Source organism: Parasutterella secunda (genome assembly GCF_023336895.1).
GTDB classification, from domain to species: Bacteria; Pseudomonadota; Gammaproteobacteria; order Burkholderiales; family Burkholderiaceae_F; genus Aphodousia; species Aphodousia faecalis.
In genome coordinates, this window is record NZ_JAMBLT010000001.1 from 317,441 (window position 1) to 334,859 (window position 17,419).

A 17,419-nucleotide genomic window follows, 5' to 3' on the forward strand; every position below is an offset into this window, starting at 1 on the left:
AATTAACGAAGCGTTAATTGTAGTCCTTTCAAATATTCGCCTTCAGGACAAGTCATCATTAAGGGGTGATCCGCTCCTGCCCCCAGTCTGGCAATCATCCAGGCTTCGCGTTTTGAATCGATAACCGCTCCAGCAATGACTTTCTGGAATAAATCCACGTCCATTGCTCCAGAACAGGAAAACGTCAACAAGTCTCCCCCGGGCGTAACTAACCGAAGTCCATTGAGGTTAATGTCCTTGTAGGCTCTGGCGGCACGATCAATATGCCTATGACTTGATGCGAACTTCGGTGGATCAAGAATAACTAAATCAAACGTTTCACCAGCCTCGCGAGCCTTTCTCAGATATTCAAATACATCGGCCTGTACCCACTTTGCTTTGCTGTCATCGAAACCATTTCGAGCAGCATTACGAGCAGCCATCGCGAGTGCCTCCGCAGAAGAATCCACTGATATCACTTCATCGGCTCCTCCAGCCAATAATGCAAGCGAAAAACCACCGGTGTAGCAGAAACAGTTCAAAGCCCTCATGCCTCGCCCCGTACGAGCTTTAAACTCACGAGCCAAGCGCTGGGCCAAAAAACGATTTTCTCGTTGATCAATATAAAAACCTGTCTTGTGCCCTTTCCGAACGTCAACACCATATCGGACGCCGTCTTCAACCACTTCAATTTCTTGAGGTGGTTCTTGTCCACGTAGAAGTTCTACTCGTTCAGCCAATCCCTCTCTGTGTCGGGTGGCAGCATCAGAGCGATCAAAAATTCCCTTTATTCCCGGAACACTCATCAAGACATCAGCAATAACATCTCGAAATGCCTCAACGCCTGCTGCCTGAAATTGCGTCACAAACCAATCTCCGTAACGGTCAACGACCAATCCCGGCAATTGATCTGCCTCTCCAAATATCACCCGCACCGCGCTTGTTCTTGCAAAAAGGGATTGTCTTGCGATCAACGCTTTTTTTATTTTCTTCTCTATCCACAAAGCATCAATCTGCTCACTTTCGTCAAATGACCAGCAACGAGCTCTCAGAGTGGAATCCTTAGAGTACGCAGCCCAGGCCAAAAAACGCCCGTCATAAGAACAGACTCGAACCGTGTCTCCGCTAACCGCTTTTCCCGTCAACTTTTGAACCGCGGTATCGTAAACCCACGGATGACGACGCAAAAGCGAACGCTCCTTTCCCTTTTTTAAAATTAAATCTGTCATTTCAATCTCGTTATTGATATAAAGAACCTTCCCCCTCCGGGCGAGTTTTAAAGCGCCTATGAGTCCACATATACTGATCCGGATATTTTCTAATCCACTCTTGCAGTACTTGTGTCACTCTCAATGTATCGGCTTCATAATCTTCCGTCGGAAAATTATCCCAAAGATCTGTTGAATGCACCTGATAGCCTGTTTCTGTCATTTCGGCCACAAGCATGATGACCTTTGCTTTAGTGAGTTTGGCCAATCTTGAAGCCATCGGAAGCGTGGCCGCAGGAATACCGAAAAAAGGAACAAAAATGCTATTTCGCTTGCCGTGATCCATATCCGGCAAGTAGTAAAACGGGAAACCATCTCGCATCGCGCGAATAATCGGACGCAAATCGTGATGAGTTCCCTTGGCAATCAAAATAGGATTACTGAAACGTTTTCTACCGTCAAAAGCCGCCTTATCCCAAACAGGATTGGTCTGACGCTGATATAAGGAAACACCTCTAACGTAAAGGTTAAGAGCAATCCCGCTCGCATCAAGTCCGGCAAAATGCGGGGCGATTACGATTAAAGGACGATTTTCTGTATTCGTAATTCTTTCAATGACACCATCATCAAAGCGAACAAATTGCCGAACCTGCTCGGCACTTCCTTTCCACAAAACGCTATGATCCAAAGCCGCTCTGGCTAATCTGAAAAAACATTGCTTAGCGACCTGTTCCCGTTTACTTTCACTCCAATCCGGGAAACACAATTTCAGATTGGTCAATGCCACCTTTCTTCGCTTAGGCACAACATGCCAAAAAAGCCAAGCCACAACCCTTGCTGCCTTTGCTCTGGAAGAAGGTGACCAATTGGCCATCATGTCAACGACGGCTAACCAAATGTGAGTAAAAAAATTCAAAATCGGCTGCATTCTTCTCTCTTATTGTTCACGTTGGACTCCACGGGGACATTTATAACGCTTATATGACCATAAATACTGTTCTGGACAAGATAATATCGTCTTTTCAATCAAACAATTCATCGCTGCAGCATCCTGCTTTTCATCTCCGGTGAGAGAATAATCCCAATTTTCAACGTGCATACTCCAACCTTCGCTCTCTCTTTGCATCCTCGCCATGATCACTTGTGCTTTGAACTGTTTTGCCAACTTCAAAGGAAAAGTCATGGTATAAGCCTTTTCACCAAATACTGGAACCCAGACGCCTTCGCCGTGAGAAGGCACCTGGTCGGGCAATACACCGGCAATTCCCCCAGATTTCATGATTCTAAGAATTTGACGAACACCCTTGAGATCTGCGCTAGCGGGGACAATATTTTCCGAGACGCGCCCCTGTCCAACAATATTGCGCAAGTAGCTTTTCCTAGGAACTCGATAAAGAATTGCGAACTGACGATCTGTGCCTTTAAGCCAGCGCTCGGCAATCATCATGGGTCCTACTTCGTAGCAACCAATATGAGGAGTCAAAAAGACAATAGGACGCCCGCTTCCCAGTGCTTCCTCTAAAAGTGGAATAGATTCATCATCTATTGTGCATTTAGCAAGGACCTCTTGACGGCTTCTCCCCCACACCCAAGGCGCTTCTACAGCCTGAGCGCCCTGTTCACGTGCCACAACTCGAGCCATTTCGGGAGAATAAATCCCGGCTCTTGACAGATTACGGCGAATTTCCTCTCGGTAAGCGCTATCAAACCGATAAATAAGCGTACCGACCAACCGCCCGACAGAACGTAAAAAGTTAAGGGGCAAACGTGAGATTAAATAGATTAAGAATTCCATGAGAAGGATTTTGCCAAACTTTTCGGGAAACAGACTTGATTTTTCCATCAGCGAGAGTAGCATATCGGATCACGCCGAGTTAAGGACAACTTGCGGGGCGTGTCACAAATACCGCTAAAGCGTCAGCCGCATTCCGGATCTCTCCGCGGTGGACGCTCGTTCCACAGGATCTCACTTCAAAAGGAATGTAGCACCATGGATTCTTATTTATTTACTTCCGAATCGGTCTCTGAAGGCCATCCGGATAAGGTTGCAGACCAAATTTCCGATGCCATTCTTGATGCCATTTTGGCTCAAGACCCTTATAGTCGTGTGGCTGCTGAGACACTTTGCAACACCGGCTTGGTCGTTTTGGCCGGTGAAATTACCACTCAAGCCAATGTGGACTATATCGACATTGCTCGTGAAACATTAAAACGCATTGGCTATGACAACTCGGAATACGGCATTGATCACAAGGGTTGCTCAGTTTTAGTCGGTTACGACAAACAATCCAACGACATTGCTCAAGGTGTTGATCGTGCAAGCGACGATTACCTTGAACAAGGCGCCGGAGACCAAGGCTTAATGTTCGGTTATGCCTGCGATGAAACGCCGACTTTGATGCCTGCAGCTATTTACTACGCTCATCGCTTGGTTCAACAACAATCTATCGTCCGCCGCAACGGCACACTTGACTTCTTGCGCCCGGATGCAAAGAGCCAAGTAACGCTTCGCTATGAAAACGGCAAACCTGTTGCCATTGACACCGTCGTTTTGTCCACCCAGCATCATCCTCGTATGAGCGACGGCAACAAAATGAAGCCCGAATTCATCGAAGCCGTTATCGAACACATTATTAAGCCTGTTCTGCCTCAAGAGTGGCTTAAAAACACTCGCTTTTTAATCAACCCGACGGGACGCTTTGTCGTAGGCGGTCCTCAAGGCGACTGCGGCTTAACCGGTCGAAAGATTATTGTGGACACATACGGCGGTGCTTGCCCGCACGGCGGCGGCGCTTTCTCAGGCAAGGATCCCTCCAAGGTGGACCGCTCTGCCGCTTATGCATGCCGTTACGTGGCTAAAAATATTGTCGCAGCCGGCCTTGCGTCACGCTGCCAAGTACAAGTATCTTATGCAATCGGCGTGGCTCAACCTATCAATGTGACGGTTCGTACATTCGGTACCGGTAAGATCGCTGATGATAAGATCGCTGAATTAGTCCGTCGTCACTTTGACTTACGCCCGCGCGGCATTATCCAAATGTTAGATTTGCTTCGTCCTATCTATTCCAAGACGGCCGCCTACGGTCACTTCGGTCGAGAAGAACCCGAATTTACCTGGGAACGTACCGACAAAGCCGAACTACTAAAGGCTGAAGCCTTCTAATCATTTCACACACTAATGAAAATTGCCTCAATCCAATAACAGATTGAGGCAATTTTTTAAATCTCTTCAAATAGATCTTCTTTGCTTAAACGTGATTTGGGTCGTTTGGCATTGCTGTCATCTTCAGATCTATACCCGAGACTCACAGCCACAACACTTCTCAGACCGCGTTTGCGTAAACCTAATATCTCATCGAGCTTGTCAAAATCAGCCCCTTCCAAAGCTGTCGAATCAATTCCCATACCAGCAGAAGCAAAAAGGATAAATCCCAAGGCAATGTAGGCTTGAGCTGTTTCCCAAGCTAAAGTATCTGAGACAGAATGACTGTGCAGCCCTACAAAATGCCGGCGCCCTGCATCCAAGCCCTCAATTACAGACTCTTTTGCATAACGACCATCGGCAATCTCTTTATTAAGTACCTTTTGCAAGTGCTCTTCTGAAACTTTTTCAGGAACAGCGAAAACAATAATGTCGCTGGCCTTCGCTATTCTTTCCCGGTTAAAGTCTAAAAAGCCTTCCATAATCCTATCCTTGGCTTCTTTACTGCTGGCAACAATAAATTTCCAGGATTGAGCATTCACCGATGAAGGAGCTAAGCGTAGGATCTCTAACAATTCATTGAATTGTTCCCGTGGAATTTGTTTTCCACTGTAATGTTTTGTCGTGTAGCGCTCCTGAGCGATTTGGAGCATTTTGTTTTCCATTGACATTGTTCAGTCCTCCCAATAGCGTACTGATTTCAGTTTAACTTTCGTTAAACGTTTTGGGAACTCTTTTTTCTTTTGCTTATTGATGGCTTTTGACCTTTGCCAAACAGAGCCATACAATCTAGAGATTTTAAATTTCTCTGTATTTGGGATAAAAATGACCACTCGAGTATTAACAGGAATCAATACGACCGGCACGTTACACATCGGCAACTACGTCGGTGCTATACGTCCGGCCATTCAAGCTAGTCACAATAAGGACGTTCAAAGCTTTTTCTTCATGGCAGACCTGCACGCGCTCATCAAGTGCCAGGATCCGGATCGAATTGAACGCTCCCGTCTTCAGATTGCCGCGACTTGGTTGGCCGCTGGTTTAGATCCTTCACACGTCATTTTTTATCGCCAAAGTGACATTCCTGAAATCCCGCAACTGAGTTGGATGCTCACCTGTGTTACGTCCAAAGGTCAAATGAACCGAGCTCATGCATACAAAGCTGCATTGGAAGCCAATGTAGAAAATGCAGAAGACCCTGACGCCGGTATTTCTATGGGACTTTACAGCTACCCCATTTTGATGGCAGCCGATATTTTGATGTTCAATGCTCACAAAGTTCCCGTCGGCAAGGATCAAATCCAACACTTGGAAATGGCTCGTGACGTTGCAACGCGCTTTAATTATCTGTACGCCACAGAAGATCACCCCTTCTTCGTTATGCCGGAAGCTGTCGTAGATGAAACGCACGAAGTACTCCCCGGGCTTGACGGTCGGAAAATGAGTAAGAGCTATAACAACGTTATTCCTCTCTTTGAAGGCGGCAGCAAAGCGTTGAAAGAAGCCATTGCAGGAATTAAAACAGACTCAAAACTTCCCGGCGAGCCGAAGGATCCGGCGTCAACATCCTTGACCGCCATCTATGAAGCCTTCTCCACACCTGAAGAATACGAAGAATTCTGCTCACGCCTTAAAGAAGGTCTCGGGTGGGGCGAGGCCAAGCAAGAACTTTTTGAAAAAATAGAATCCGAAATTGGCCCGATGCGCACCAAATATGAAGAGCTAATGAAGCATCCGGAACAAATCGAAGCCATTTTGCAGGAAGGTGCTCGTAAAGCCCGTGAAATTGCGGTTCCCTTTATGCAGAAGGTTCGGCAAGCCGTCGGACTCAGAAATTTCGCTCATTTTGGTGAAATGCAGCGTAAAACCACCGAAAAGAAAAAAGTTTCTTTACCTGTTTTTAAACAATATCGCGAGAAAGACGGCAAGTTCTACTTTAAGCTGACGAGTGCCTCGGGTAAAGAACTTTTGCAGAGTGTCGCTTTCGATAGCGGTAAAGACTGCGGTCGCGTGGTTGCCTCTCTGAAATGCTCGGGTCTTTGTGATGACTCTTCTGTCATAGCGGTTATCAAAGATGGTGAAAGCGTTACGGTGAAATGCGTGCAGCTTTGCCCCGGTGTGAGCCGTGAAGAAATTCAAACCGCCTTATGTGCCATTCGATCCGCTGAAGAAGAAAAACAAAAAAAGAATGCACAGTAACAATTAAGGGAGAAGGCCTTTAAAAGGCTTTCCCTGTTGTTTTTCTCAAGGAGCGTTGCGAGACTATCAACACTGATAGCTCCCAGGCTTGAGACAAATCCTAACGGCGCTCACACAACGTAAATACTTTAAAGTTGGAGACTTTTTGATGAGTACGCCTTACATTATTGCCGACATCGGCTTGGCCGACTGGGGCAGAAAAGAAATTCAAATCGCTGAAACGGAAATGCCCGGATTGATGGCTATTCGTGAAGAATATGCAGCCGCCCAACCCTTAAAAGGAGCGCGCATTTCCGGTTCCCTTCACATGACGATCCAAACCGCCGTTTTAATTGAAACACTGGTGGCATTGGGTGCTCAAGTTCGTTGGGCCAGTTGCAACATTTTCTCAACTCAAGATCATGCTGCCGCTGCTATTGCAGCCGATGGCGTTCCTGTTTTTGCCGTTAAAGGTGAGAGCGTAAACGATTATTGGGAATACACCCATAAGATCATGGAATGGGATGACGGCGGTTACTCCAATATGATTTTAGACGATGGTGGTGATGCCACATTGCTTTTGCACTTAGGCGCTCAAGCAGAAGAGGATCATTCTGTCATTGAACATCCGAAGAGTGATGAAGAAACCGCTCTTTTTGCCGCTATCGATCGCCATCTAAAAGAGGATCCGCATTGGTATTCCAAACGTATTGTCCACATTAAAGGTGTGAGCGAAGAAACGACCACCGGCGTGCACCGTTTGTATCAAATGGCTGCCAAAGGCACGTTGCGTTTTCCCGCTATGAACGTCAATGATTCTGTTACGAAATCCAAGTTCGACAACCTCTACGGTTGCCGTGAATCACTCGTTGATGGCATTAAGCGTGCAACAGACGTCATGATCGCCGGCAAAGTGGCAGTCGTTGTCGGCTACGGCGATGTGGGCAAGGGTTGTGCTCAAGCACTTCGCGCACTGGCTGCCCAAGTTTGGGTCGTTGAAGTTGATCCTATCTGTGCACTTCAAGCGGCCATGGAAGGCTATCGTGTTGTAACGATGGATTGGGCTGCTGATAAGGCCGATATTTTCGTAACAGCCACCGGCAATATCAACGTGATCACGCACGATCACATGATCCGAATGAAAAACGAAGCCATCGTTTGTAATATCGGACACTTCGACAGTGAAATTGATGTCGCCAGCATGCGCCAATACAAGTGGGAAAATATCAAACCACAAGTTGATCACATTGTTCTGCCCTCCGGTAACAAGATTATTTTGTTAGCAGAAGGCCGCCTCGTGAACCTAGGTTGCGCCACAGGTCACCCGAGTTATGTGATGTCGAGCTCTTTTGCCAATCAAACGTTGGCTCAAATTGAGCTCTTTACCAACACAGATAAATATCCGGTGGGCGTTTATGTTTTGCCGAAGATTTTGGATGAAAAAGTGGCTCGTCTGCAACTTAAAAACTTCAACGCTCAATTGTCTGAGCTGACCGATGAACAAGCCGCCTATATCGGCGTTCCGAAGGAAGGTCCTTATAAGAGCGATGCATACCGCTACTAACTAGCTCTCTATCTGCAAGACGGCTTCACCACCCACGTGAAGCCGTTTTCACATACCCAACCGGATAACGCTCTGTCATGGGTTTCGTGCACAAAAGTCTTACAAATAAAGGAAGCCGGCACAACCCCTATGGTTAATTCAAAATGCTGACTGCTGAGCATCCGATCGTACCATCCCCCACCGTATCCCAATCTGTACCCATCGAGGTCGACAGCAACACAAGGAATTAACAAACACTGAGGACAAACAACCTCAGAGGCTAAAGGGGCAGGGATTCCGTATTGATCCGGAGATAAACTTTGACCAAACCGCCAAGATGCAAAGGTCATGTCATTATTTAAAATCCTGGGGAGCGCCAATGTTTTAATCGCGCCTTCACTTTGCAACTCAAGCAGAACCGACCGGATATCAATTTCATTCTTAATTGGATAATACAGCCCTACACAGTCGTAACGGTTTTGTTTGAAAAAAGAGTAAAGATAAACGCTGATTTTCTCAGTTTCATCCCTTAAATCCATGTCACGACGCTTTCTTAGACACTCTTTTCTGAAAAAAGATTTTTCAAACATGACTGATCAGTTCGTTTTTGATTAAAGTATCGTTTATGCAGTTTAAAACAATTTTGACCCGTTACCTGACAGTCATCCGACACTCAATATTTTTATTGGGTAGTCTTTTTGTGTGCCAATCAGCAGTTCTTGCCCAACCGGTTGATTCCATTGACAGTGCAAAAATTTTAAAGTCACCAAAACCGGAAAATAACGTTGAACTTATTTCGTTCTTACAAGAAGCTAACGACTCGGAAAAGTTTCTTTTTTTCCGTGAAGCTTTTGAAAAACAAAAAATTCATCTTTTTAAAAATCCAACACAGTATTTTGACGAAGAGTTTCCCCTTATTGACTATGTTCAGGCATGGTTTTTATTGTCTCAAGCTCGACAGCAGCCAAAGGACCTAAACACCCAAAACGAGATTCAAAATTTCCTCATCAAACACAAAAATGACTACATTGCCGAGCAGCTTAGAACCGATTGGTTACTGGTCATGGCCTCTTATTGGAACGAGCACAACCAATGGAAAACATTTAATTCCGAGCGCAAGCAATTGCTATGGAACAAATCCGACCCCAATATTGTCTGTTGGGATCTGTATCACACCATTTCAAGCAGAAAAACTATTTCGAAAAATTTGGCTAATGAAGCGCTTTCAATTATCAACGCTCCCCAATACAAGGGCAATAATATTTGCCGAAAGGTTTCAAGTGCCTTAATTAAGAAAGTTCCTTCTACCGCTTTTACACGTCTCGTAATCCTAATCCAGCAAGGCCGAATCTCAGAGGCAAGAAGTGTTTTAAACACACTTATTCAGAAAAAACGTCTGCCGGCACGAGCTTCGCGATTAGCGTTTAATAGCCCCGCCAAATGGTATCGAACCTACCGTAACAAATTGGCTACTCAAAACAAACATGTTCGGCTGATTGCCGCCTATCGTCTAACATCCGTTGACATCGATCAGTCAGTTCGCGTAGCCAATTCCCTAAACGGTAAGCTCAATAAGGCAGAAAAAAGCGCTTTATGGGGACGATTAGGCTACGTGGGAGCCATCAATCACAACCCGAACGCACTTCAGTGGTACGCCAAAGGCGGACAATCCGTTTGTTCAGGTCCATACAGTGCGTTGCCCAGTGACTGCATTCAATGGCAAGCCAGAGCGGCACTGAGAATTAGGGACTGGAAAAAACTCAATCACTTTATTGCAAACATGCCGGCCAATATGGCCAAACAAGAAAATTGGGCCTATTGGCGAGGACGCGCGTTAGTTGAAATCGGTCACCCGGAACAGGCTCCACAATATTGGCAAAGCATTTCTACCAAGAGAACCTTTTACGGTAAATTGGCTTCAGAAGCACTGGGGCAATCCTTTTACTACTCAGGCAACGAAACGGTTGAGGCTACACCTGAAGCAATCGATTCCATGGGTAAAAATCCCAGCCTGCAGAGAGCAAAATACTTTTATGACATAGGACTTTTTGTCGAAGGAAATAGAGAGTGGCAATGGGGAATCCGTACAATGAACGCTCCAGAACTATTGGCTGCCGCACAATGGGCTGAAAAGCATTCTCTTTTGCACCGCGCTATTAATACCGCCATTAAAGTCGCAGAGCATTATCCGCTCGAACACGAGTTGCTTTACCCTCGCCCCTTTGAAGATGAAATCGAGGAATTCGCGGAAAAAGCCGAAATTGATGATAACTGGGTATACGGGCTCATGCGTCAAGAATCTCGCTTTATCGCTGCGGCCAAATCCAATGTCGGCGCCAACGGCCTGATGCAAATCATGCCCGCTACAGCAAAATGGATCGCCAAACAATTGGAAATCGAGGACTTCAAGCCTGAAAAAATTTACGAGATTGAAACCAACATCTATTTTGGAACTTCGTACCTTCGTTCTTTGCTAAATCGCTTGGACAATAAGCTTATTCTTGCTACAGCCGGATACAATGCGGGGCCCAATCGAGCCAGCCGCTGGCAACAATCTTTACTGCAAGTCTCCGAAGGGGCCATCTTTATCGAAACCATCCCCTTTACGGAAACACGCTACTACGTGCAAAATGTACTGGCCAATACGGTTGAATACGCCTATGAACAAGATCAAAAAATCACCTCATTTAGACGATGGCTTGGTGAAATAGATCCCAAGGCAGACACTACCACTGAAGAAAAAATTTAGTTATGCATATTTATCTTGTTGGCGGTTATGTCCGCGATTTGTATTTGACTCAGGAACTCGGTTATCCCGAAACGAAAGGAGATCGAGATTGGGTTGTTGTCGGCGCTACCGCTCAGGATTTATTGGATAGAGGCTTTCTGCCGGTCGGAAAAGATTTCCCAGTATTTTTACATCCCCAGACACACGAAGAATACGCGCTGGCCCGCACAGAAAGAAAAGTAGCTCCGGGATATCACGGCTTTACGTTTCACGCATCCAAGGACGTCACGCTTGAAGAGGATCTTAAGAGAAGAGATCTGACGATTAATGCCATGGCGCTTGATGGTAAAACATTGATAGATCCTTACGGTGGCCTTACCGACATCCGGACAAAAACATTGCGGCATGTGTCCGAGGCTTTTAAAGAAGATCCCGTCCGCATATTGCGGATCGCTCGCTTCAAGGCTAAGTTGCCGGAGTTCAGTATCGCTACAGAAACACAACAATTGCTCAATGAAATGGTAGCCAATGGTGAGGCTGACAGCTTGGTTGCAGAACGAGTGTTTCTTGAAATGCGAAAAACATTAAAAGAAAAATCACCATCTCAATTCGTGACTGTTTTACGTTCCTGTGGATTATGGAAACGTTTTTTCTTCGATTTACCTATCAGCCAAAATATTTTGGATCGTTTGGATCAAAACGCTGATATTCCGGAATCGGAAAAATTTGCATTACTGACCCATTGCGAAGACAATCCCGCACAGATAAAAGCTTTTATCACTCGATTGAAACCACCGGCCGAACTCATTGATTTGATTAACCTTTGGAATAAACTCAAAGGTTGTTTCGCTAAGACAGATTCTGAAAGTGTTTTGAAACTCATTGAAATGTGCGATGCGGTGAGAAGACCGGAAAGATTAAATCACGTTTTGCATTTGGCTCAAATTGTCTATGACTTAAAAATTGATGTTTGGCAAAACGCCTTTGATCGAATCAAGCATATAGACTACGCACAAATTGCGGCCTCCTGTTCGGATAAATCCAAGATAGGAGAGGCTATACATCAAGCACGATTACTTGCAATTGAGGAGTGCAACTGAGATGTGTTGGTACACAGATCCATTGCTTAAAACTTGTCGTCATATCGTCATCAAAGATATTCAAAAAAATATCTCGATAGGGGCGTATGAACATGAAATGCATGGCAAACAACCCGTCATTATCAATGTCGAAGTGTTTGTGCAGACAGAAAACGAAAAAGATCAGTTGGACAATGCATACAACTATGATGAAGTGATTCAGACCATTGACGCGGTTCTGCAAAACGGTCACATTTGTCTACAAGAAACTCTAATTGACAAGATTGCAAATAAACTTTTAAATAACCCGCTTGTGTTGGCCGTTCTCGTTAGAAGTGAGAAAACCCAAGCCTATCCCGATGTAAAAAGTGCTGCAGTAGAAATCTTCAGGACTCGACATGACTGATAAAAAAATTATCCCCATCATCGAAGACAATGCCATTGTCATTGAAAATGACTTGAATACGTTTGTCGATGAAGAAAAAAAGACCAAAAAATCTGTCGCTGAAAAAAAGAATGAAAAACGCATCATGCGCTTGGCCGGAAAAGCTATCGCAGAATTTGGCATGATTGAAGGCGGCGACAAAGTCATGGTTTGCATGTCCGGCGGCAAAGACAGTTACGTGTTGCTTGACGTTTTGATGAAACTTCAAAAAAGGGCTCCTGTTCCTTTTGAATTAATCGCCCTAAATGTTGATCAACATCTGCCGAACTTTCCCAAAGAGGTTATTCCCAACTATCTGGAAAAGATTGGTGTGCCCTACCATATCGAAGATCAAGACACGTGGTCAATTGTCAAGCGCGTCATACCGGAAGGAAGAAATGTCTGTTCAGTCTGTTCACGCCTTCGTCGGGGGATTATTTATCGAGTTGCTAAAGAACTTGGGGTTACAAAAATCGCACTGGGTCACCACATGGATGACATCGTCAGCACATTGCTGCTAAACATGTTTTACGGTGGAAGACTCAAAGGAATGCCTCCCATTTTAAGAAGTGATGACGGCCAAAATGTCATCATTCGACCGCTAGCCTATGTTCGGGAATATGAAATCGAACGTTGGATCAAGTACCGTGACTACCCGATTATTTCTAAAGAAATTTGTCGGAAAATTGAAAATAAAAAACGGGCAGAAATCAAGGCTCTGATGCGTGAATGGGATCAAAAATACGACAGCAGAATCTACAACATTCTTATGAGTATGACTCGCGTAGCCCCTTCTCATTTGATGGATAAATCCATCTACGACTTCAAAGCACTGATCCCGGATGCTTTGAAAGACAAATCTGTTGAGGAACTCTAGGCATTTTCCTTTTCGGACAAAAGCCAGCGATAGATTTCATCACGTGTGCTGCCGACGATTTTGGCCGCTGTTGCAGCGGCTTTGGATGCTGACATTGCCGAAGCCAGCGCACGGATCCATTTTTTATCCTTTTCGTTAAGTTGAAAGGCTTCGGACTGAGGCGCGACATCAACCAAAATCACATATTCGCCCCTCGGTTCATGATGTTGCGACCATGCACAAAGTTCTTTGGCTGGCATCACAGAGAAGGTTTCAAATTTTTTAGTCAACTCTCTTGCCACAACAATACGCCTTTCAGGTTGTGCCAGTTCTCCTAAATCATTGAGAACATCTTTAATTCGGTGAGGCGCTTCATATAAAACAAAACTATCCGATTGTCCGACAAGAGAACTCAATGCCTCATGTCTGGCCTTGGTTTGTGGTGGCAAGAAACCCACAAAATGGAAACCTGCAGGCTCTAAACCTGCCGCTGACAAAGCAGTAATAACAGCGCTTGCTCCGGGAATCGGAATGACGCGGAACCCATGTTTAATCACTTCTCGAACGAGTCTGGCTCCCGGATCTGAAACCGCCGGTGTTCCCGCATCCGTCACCATAGCTACTTTTTCGCCCTTTTGCAGTCGTTCAATTATCATATGGGACTGAGCAATTTCATTGTGTTCCCGAACACTTACAGTCGGAACAGAAATAGAAAATCGCTCTAAAAGTTTTTTGGTTTCTCGTGTATCTTCGGCTGCGATAATATCTGCGCCAGCGAGTACCCACAGTGCCCTGAGAGTAATATCGGCGGCATTTCCTATCGGAAGACCCACAACATACAATGTGGAGTCAGGAAGGGTCTGTGACTCGAGACCAGCCATTTGCATTAATAATTGTTCCGACCATTGATTAGATTTGGATTGCATCGTGAGAACTCGTTCTATTATCCGTTTTCTTTGTTTGGCTATTGTAGCGAGCTTTAGTTCGCTGAGCTCAGCTCAACAAGCTGTCTCTTTTGCTGTTTCTGAATCAGGCTTTGTGCCCACAACCTCAGAACAAAAGTTGAAGATTGCCGTATTAATGCCGCAAGTTGATAATCCTCTAACCGTCTTTGCCAATTCAATTGTCAACGGTATCAAGGCCGAGAATTCGCAACAATCCTCTCCGTATGAAATCATCCTGTTGCCGAGAAAAGCGGGGCAAAGCGCCTTATCTCACTTGCAGGATGCCGCTTTGATGGGTGCAGTAGCAGCGATAGGACCAGTGAGTCGCGATGATGTCAATGAAATTTCTCTTTTGCCGTTTTTGCCGCTTCCGGTCGTTTCATTAAATTTGCCGCAAAATGGCGTCTCTTCACCGGAATTGATGATGAATTACTCTCTTTCACAAGAAGAAGAGGCTAAACAAATCACATCCATCGCCATTAAAGCTCTTCCCATCGGTACCGATGGCGTCATTCCCAGTGTCGCTATTTTTGAAGCAGACTCTCCGCTGGAGCACCGAATCGCCGATACGTATGCCAAACAATTACAGGCAGCCAATATCCCCTTTACTCGGCAGACACTAACTGAAGAGCTCATGGCTCAATCCAAGTTTTACAGCATCGAAAACAGCTCTATTCCCAAACCGACTCTAGAAAAGTTGCCGGATGCGACTGAAGATCCTTATGGCTATCAACGCGTAAAGTTGCGCAATGAACGTTTGATGTCACAATACAGAGCAAAAGTCGAATTTGAAGAAGCCCCTTATCAGGCCGCTTTTTTGGTCATGGACGCTCGAACAGCGGCTCTCGTAAAGCCCCGCCTTCCACGAACAACACGAGTATGGGGCACAAGCATGATTAATCCCGGCAATCCGGAGCAAAGCGTTACAGCTTCGCTGACCTATGACCTTCAAAACGCCGGTTTTGTCGACTCACCTTTGATTGTTCGTTACAACGACGCTGATTTCAAGGCTAGTTTTGGTGTTAATCCGCCCGCCTCTTTACTTGAACGCAGACTTTTTGCTTTTGGTGTTGATGCCTATCGTTTAGCTTGCGTTTGGATGAAATGGCAACCGGACATCCATATGGATGGAACGACGGGCACGTTATCGTTCAGACAAGGACTAACAGCCAATGTTGAACGTATTGCCCAGCCTGCCATGATTTTAAATGGGAAAATTGAAACGCTAACTGCTGAGCAACTTGCCCAACCTCTACAACGCCCATAAATCATTTATGACTACCTTGTTGACACTTCAGGACGCCGAATTAGCTTTCGGCGATCAGCCTCTTTTGGATCACGCCAACCTCACCGTGATGGACGGTGAGAGAATTGGTGTCATCGGACGCAATGGCACGGGAAAAAGCTCTCTTTTGCGCGTTATCGCCGGAGCAGACAAACTTGATGATGGCTCTAAAACGGTCATGGATGGACTGGGAATTGCCTATGTTGAGCAGGAACCCTTTTTACCTGAAGCCAATACACTCAGAGAATCTCTCATTTTGCGTGGAAAACTTAACGAAGAAAATGATGAGCAGATAAAGTGGCGACAAATTGCACGGCTTGATGAGTACTTACATCGTTTTGAACTTGACGGTGACAGACCCCTGCAGGGAGCCAGCGGAGGAGAGAAAAAACGCGCCGCTTTAGCACTCGCTTTTACCCAAAACAAAGATCTCCTTCTTTTGGATGAACCGACCAATCATTTGGATATTGATGCCATTTTGATTCTGGAAGAATTAATTAAATCAGAATATCGAGGCTCTAAATCTTTAATGGTGATCACCCATGACAGAGCATTCTTGGACTCTGTCAGCACCCGCATTATTGAGTTGGATCGAGGGGTTCTCAGAAGTTACCCTGGAAATTTTGAAGCGTATGAAAACCGAAAAGAACAGGAACTGGCAGCTGAAGATATTGCTCGCAGAAAATTTGATAAGTTTTGGGCTCAGGAAGAAGTCTGGATACGAAAAGGGATTGAAGCGCGAAGAACCAGAAACGAAGGTCGGGTAAGGCGACTGGAGCGCTTGCGTGAAGAACGTGCCGCCAGACGAGATCGTTTGGGACAAATCAATCTCAATATTGATGCCGGCATGAAAAGCGGCAAGATTGTGGCTGAGTTGGAAAAGGTCAGCTTGGCTTTTGGCGATAAAGTCATTGTCAAAGATTTGAATTTCAGGTTATTGAGAGGAGACCGTTTAGGTTTAGTCGGTCACAACGGCGTTGGTAAAAGTACTTTGATTTCTCTTATTTTGGGGAAACGTCAGCCTGACAGCGGAACAATCAAACTGGGAACCAACCTGCAAATCGCTTATTTTGACCAACTGCGAGCCCAATTAGATCCCAATAAAACCGTGGCTGAAACCATTTCACCGGGTAGTGAGTGGATTGAAGTGGGCGGCTCAAAGAAACACATCATGGCCTACCTTGGCGATTTTCTCTTTCCGCCAAGAAGAGCCAATGTTCCGGTTTCCAATTTATCCGGAGGCGAACGCAACCGTCTGCTTCTCGCTCGATTATTCGCTCTGCCAGCCAATTTGCTTGTGTTAGACGAACCGACTAACGATCTGGATATCGATTCCTTGGAGTTACTTGAGCAAACACTCCAAAACTATCCCGGCACTCTGATTCTTGTCAGTCATGATCGAAGATTTCTGGACAATGTTGTAACGGAAGTTTTAGCTCCCGAAGGCAATGGTCTTTGGCGAGAATATGTTGGCGGCTACTCGGATTGGCAACACTACAAACCCAAAATAGAGTCAGTAGTTAAAAAGGCTGAGACCGTTGACAAAGTTGTATCGAAAAAGCCTAAACAGACCAAAATCAAATTAAGCTACAAAGAAAATAAGGAATTGGAGACCTTGCCTGAACACCTGATGCAGTTGGAAGCCGAGCGAGACGAGTTAATTTCGTCAATGAACGCTCCTGACTATTACACCAACCATAACGCCCAAGAGATTAAAGAACAAACGGAGCTCCTTCAAAACTTAGAAGCGCAAATTAATCAGGGCTACCAACGTTGGGAAGAACTTGAAAATAAAAGAACTTTTATCGAAAGTACTAAGTAATAACCTATCTCATTTATAAAAAATATCTAAGTTTATTTTTGATAGTTTATCTCTGACAAATAATGAAGATTTATTGAACAGTCTTTAGCTGAGCGAAAAGAGACAGGCTCCGTGCCGCCTATTTTCCGGCGGCATGAAAAGACGTGACATGGCGCACAAGCATTTGTACAA

Annotated in this window: 15 protein-coding genes and 1 riboswitch; of the genes, 9 read left to right on the top strand and 6 right to left on the bottom strand. The window is 45.3% G+C overall.

Going from position 1 to position 17,419, the window contains the following annotated elements; genetic code table 11:
• Positions 1-2: 2 nt before the first annotated feature.
• The 3 genes from M3080_RS01490 to M3080_RS01500 are packed head-to-tail and all read right to left on the bottom strand — an operon-like array spanning position 3 to position 3,045.
• Positions 3-1,208, bottom strand: a complete 1,206-nt coding sequence (locus M3080_RS01490) for a class I SAM-dependent rRNA methyltransferase (RefSeq protein WP_249091597.1) — start codon at positions 1,206-1,208, stop codon at positions 3-5.
• A 10-nt stretch (positions 1,209-1,218) separates the two neighbouring features.
• A complete protein-coding gene (locus tag M3080_RS01495; RefSeq protein ID WP_249091598.1) occupies positions 1,219-2,115 on the bottom strand; it encodes a lysophospholipid acyltransferase family protein in 897 nt (298 codons plus the stop codon).
• Between the two features lie 9 nt (positions 2,116-2,124).
• On the bottom strand, positions 2,125-3,045 hold the full coding sequence (locus tag M3080_RS01500; protein WP_346429218.1) for a lysophospholipid acyltransferase family protein: 921 nt from the start codon (positions 3,043-3,045) through the stop codon (positions 2,125-2,127).
• A gap of 132 nt (positions 3,046-3,177) precedes the next feature.
• Between M3080_RS01500 and metK the strand changes: the two genes are divergently transcribed.
• On the top strand, positions 3,178-4,350 hold the full coding sequence (gene metK / locus M3080_RS01505; protein ID WP_249091600.1) for a methionine adenosyltransferase: 1,173 nt from the start codon (positions 3,178-3,180) through the stop codon (positions 4,348-4,350).
• Positions 4,351-4,406: 56 nt separating this feature from the next.
• Here metK and M3080_RS01510 read toward each other — a convergent pair whose 3' ends face one another.
• Positions 4,407-5,054 (bottom strand): nitroreductase family protein, encoded by a 648-nt coding sequence (locus M3080_RS01510; RefSeq protein WP_249091601.1) that lies wholly within the window; start codon positions 5,052-5,054, stop codon positions 4,407-4,409.
• Between the two features lie 160 nt (positions 5,055-5,214).
• On the opposite strand from M3080_RS01510, the gene M3080_RS01515 reads away from it, so the two are divergent.
• Positions 5,215-6,588 (top strand): tryptophan--tRNA ligase, encoded by a 1,374-nt coding sequence (locus tag M3080_RS01515; RefSeq protein WP_249091603.1) that lies wholly within the window; start codon positions 5,215-5,217, stop codon positions 6,586-6,588.
• Positions 6,589-6,629: 41 nt separating this feature from the next.
• Positions 6,630-6,707: riboswitch (S-adenosyl-L-homocysteine riboswitch) on the top strand.
• 29 nt (positions 6,708-6,736) lie between these two features.
• Positions 6,737-8,131 (top strand): adenosylhomocysteinase, encoded by a 1,395-nt coding sequence (gene ahcY / locus M3080_RS01520; RefSeq protein ID WP_249091605.1) that lies wholly within the window; start codon positions 6,737-6,739, stop codon positions 8,129-8,131.
• Between the two features lie 8 nt (positions 8,132-8,139).
• Here the strand turns inward: ahcY and M3080_RS01525 are convergent, their stop codons facing one another.
• Positions 8,140-8,700, bottom strand: coding sequence for a 5-formyltetrahydrofolate cyclo-ligase (locus tag M3080_RS01525; protein WP_249091607.1), 561 nt, complete (start codon positions 8,698-8,700; stop codon positions 8,140-8,142).
• 35 nt (positions 8,701-8,735) lie between these two features.
• Here M3080_RS01525 and M3080_RS01530 point away from each other — a divergent pair, with 35 nt between their 5' ends.
• From M3080_RS01530 to ttcA, 4 genes are read left to right on the top strand one after another with little or no spacing between them, the layout of a single operon-like run.
• Positions 8,736-10,859 carry a lytic transglycosylase domain-containing protein gene (locus M3080_RS01530; protein WP_249091610.1) on the top strand — a complete coding sequence of 708 codons (2,124 nt, stop codon included), beginning with the start codon at positions 8,736-8,738 and terminating at the stop codon, positions 10,857-10,859.
• Positions 10,860-10,861: 2 nt separating this feature from the next.
• Positions 10,862-11,938 carry a tRNA nucleotidyltransferase/poly(A) polymerase-related protein gene (locus tag M3080_RS09260; protein WP_283162498.1) on the top strand — a complete coding sequence of 359 codons (1,077 nt, stop codon included), beginning with the start codon at positions 10,862-10,864 and terminating at the stop codon, positions 11,936-11,938.
• Position 11,939: 1 nt separating this feature from the next.
• Positions 11,940-12,323, top strand: coding sequence for a dihydroneopterin aldolase (locus M3080_RS01540; protein WP_249091611.1), 384 nt, complete (start codon positions 11,940-11,942; stop codon positions 12,321-12,323).
• On the top strand, positions 12,316-13,218 hold the full coding sequence (gene ttcA, locus M3080_RS01545; RefSeq protein WP_249091612.1) for a tRNA 2-thiocytidine(32) synthetase TtcA: 903 nt from the start codon (positions 12,316-12,318) through the stop codon (positions 13,216-13,218). Before M3080_RS01540 ends, ttcA begins: the two co-directional genes overlap by 8 nt.
• On the opposite strand, the gene rsmI is transcribed toward ttcA, so the two are convergent.
• Positions 13,215-14,123 (bottom strand): 16S rRNA (cytidine(1402)-2'-O)-methyltransferase, encoded by a 909-nt coding sequence (gene rsmI / locus M3080_RS01550; RefSeq protein ID WP_249091613.1) that lies wholly within the window; start codon positions 14,121-14,123, stop codon positions 13,215-13,217. The genes ttcA and rsmI overlap by 4 nt on opposite strands.
• Before the next feature lies 1 nt (position 14,124).
• Here rsmI and M3080_RS01555 point away from each other — a divergent pair, with 1 nt between their 5' ends.
• Together M3080_RS01555 and M3080_RS01560 are read left to right on the top strand one after the other, a co-directional pair.
• The gene (locus tag M3080_RS01555; RefSeq protein ID WP_249091614.1) at positions 14,125-15,408 is read left to right on the top strand and encodes a penicillin-binding protein activator; all 1,284 of its coding nucleotides are present in this window, start codon (positions 14,125-14,127) and stop codon (positions 15,406-15,408) included.
• A 7-nt stretch (positions 15,409-15,415) separates the two neighbouring features.
• Entirely contained in the window at positions 15,416-17,248 is a 1,833-nt protein-coding gene (locus M3080_RS01560; RefSeq protein ID WP_249091615.1) for an ATP-binding cassette domain-containing protein, read from the top strand.
• The last annotated feature ends 171 nt before the right edge of the window (positions 17,249-17,419 follow it).

Coding starts and splice junctions, on each gene's coding strand:
- M3080_RS01490 (WP_249091597.1), bottom strand. CDS start 1,208: ATGACAGATTTAATTTTAAAAAAGGGAAAGGAGCGTTCGCTTTTGCGT.
- rsmI (WP_249091613.1), bottom strand. CDS start 14,123: ATGCAATCCAAATCTAATCAATGGTCGGAACAATTATTAATGCAAATG.
- ttcA (WP_249091612.1), top strand. CDS start 12,316: ATGACTGATAAAAAAATTATCCCCATCATCGAAGACAATGCCATTGTC.
- ahcY (WP_249091605.1), top strand. CDS start 6,737: ATGAGTACGCCTTACATTATTGCCGACATCGGCTTGGCCGACTGGGGC.
- M3080_RS01560 (WP_249091615.1), top strand. CDS start 15,416: ATGACTACCTTGTTGACACTTCAGGACGCCGAATTAGCTTTCGGCGAT.
- M3080_RS01540 (WP_249091611.1), top strand. CDS start 11,940: ATGTGTTGGTACACAGATCCATTGCTTAAAACTTGTCGTCATATCGTC.
- M3080_RS01495 (WP_249091598.1), bottom strand. CDS start 2,115: ATGCAGCCGATTTTGAATTTTTTTACTCACATTTGGTTAGCCGTCGTT.
- M3080_RS09260 (WP_283162498.1), top strand. CDS start 10,862: ATGCATATTTATCTTGTTGGCGGTTATGTCCGCGATTTGTATTTGACT.
- M3080_RS01525 (WP_249091607.1), bottom strand. CDS start 8,700: ATGTTTGAAAAATCTTTTTTCAGAAAAGAGTGTCTAAGAAAGCGTCGT.
- M3080_RS01510 (WP_249091601.1), bottom strand. CDS start 5,054: ATGGAAAACAAAATGCTCCAAATCGCTCAGGAGCGCTACACGACAAAA.
- metK (WP_249091600.1), top strand. CDS start 3,178: ATGGATTCTTATTTATTTACTTCCGAATCGGTCTCTGAAGGCCATCCG.
- M3080_RS01515 (WP_249091603.1), top strand. CDS start 5,215: ATGACCACTCGAGTATTAACAGGAATCAATACGACCGGCACGTTACAC.
- M3080_RS01530 (WP_249091610.1), top strand. CDS start 8,736: ATGCAGTTTAAAACAATTTTGACCCGTTACCTGACAGTCATCCGACAC.
- M3080_RS01500 (WP_346429218.1), bottom strand. CDS start 3,045: ATGCTACTCTCGCTGATGGAAAAATCAAGTCTGTTTCCCGAAAAGTTT.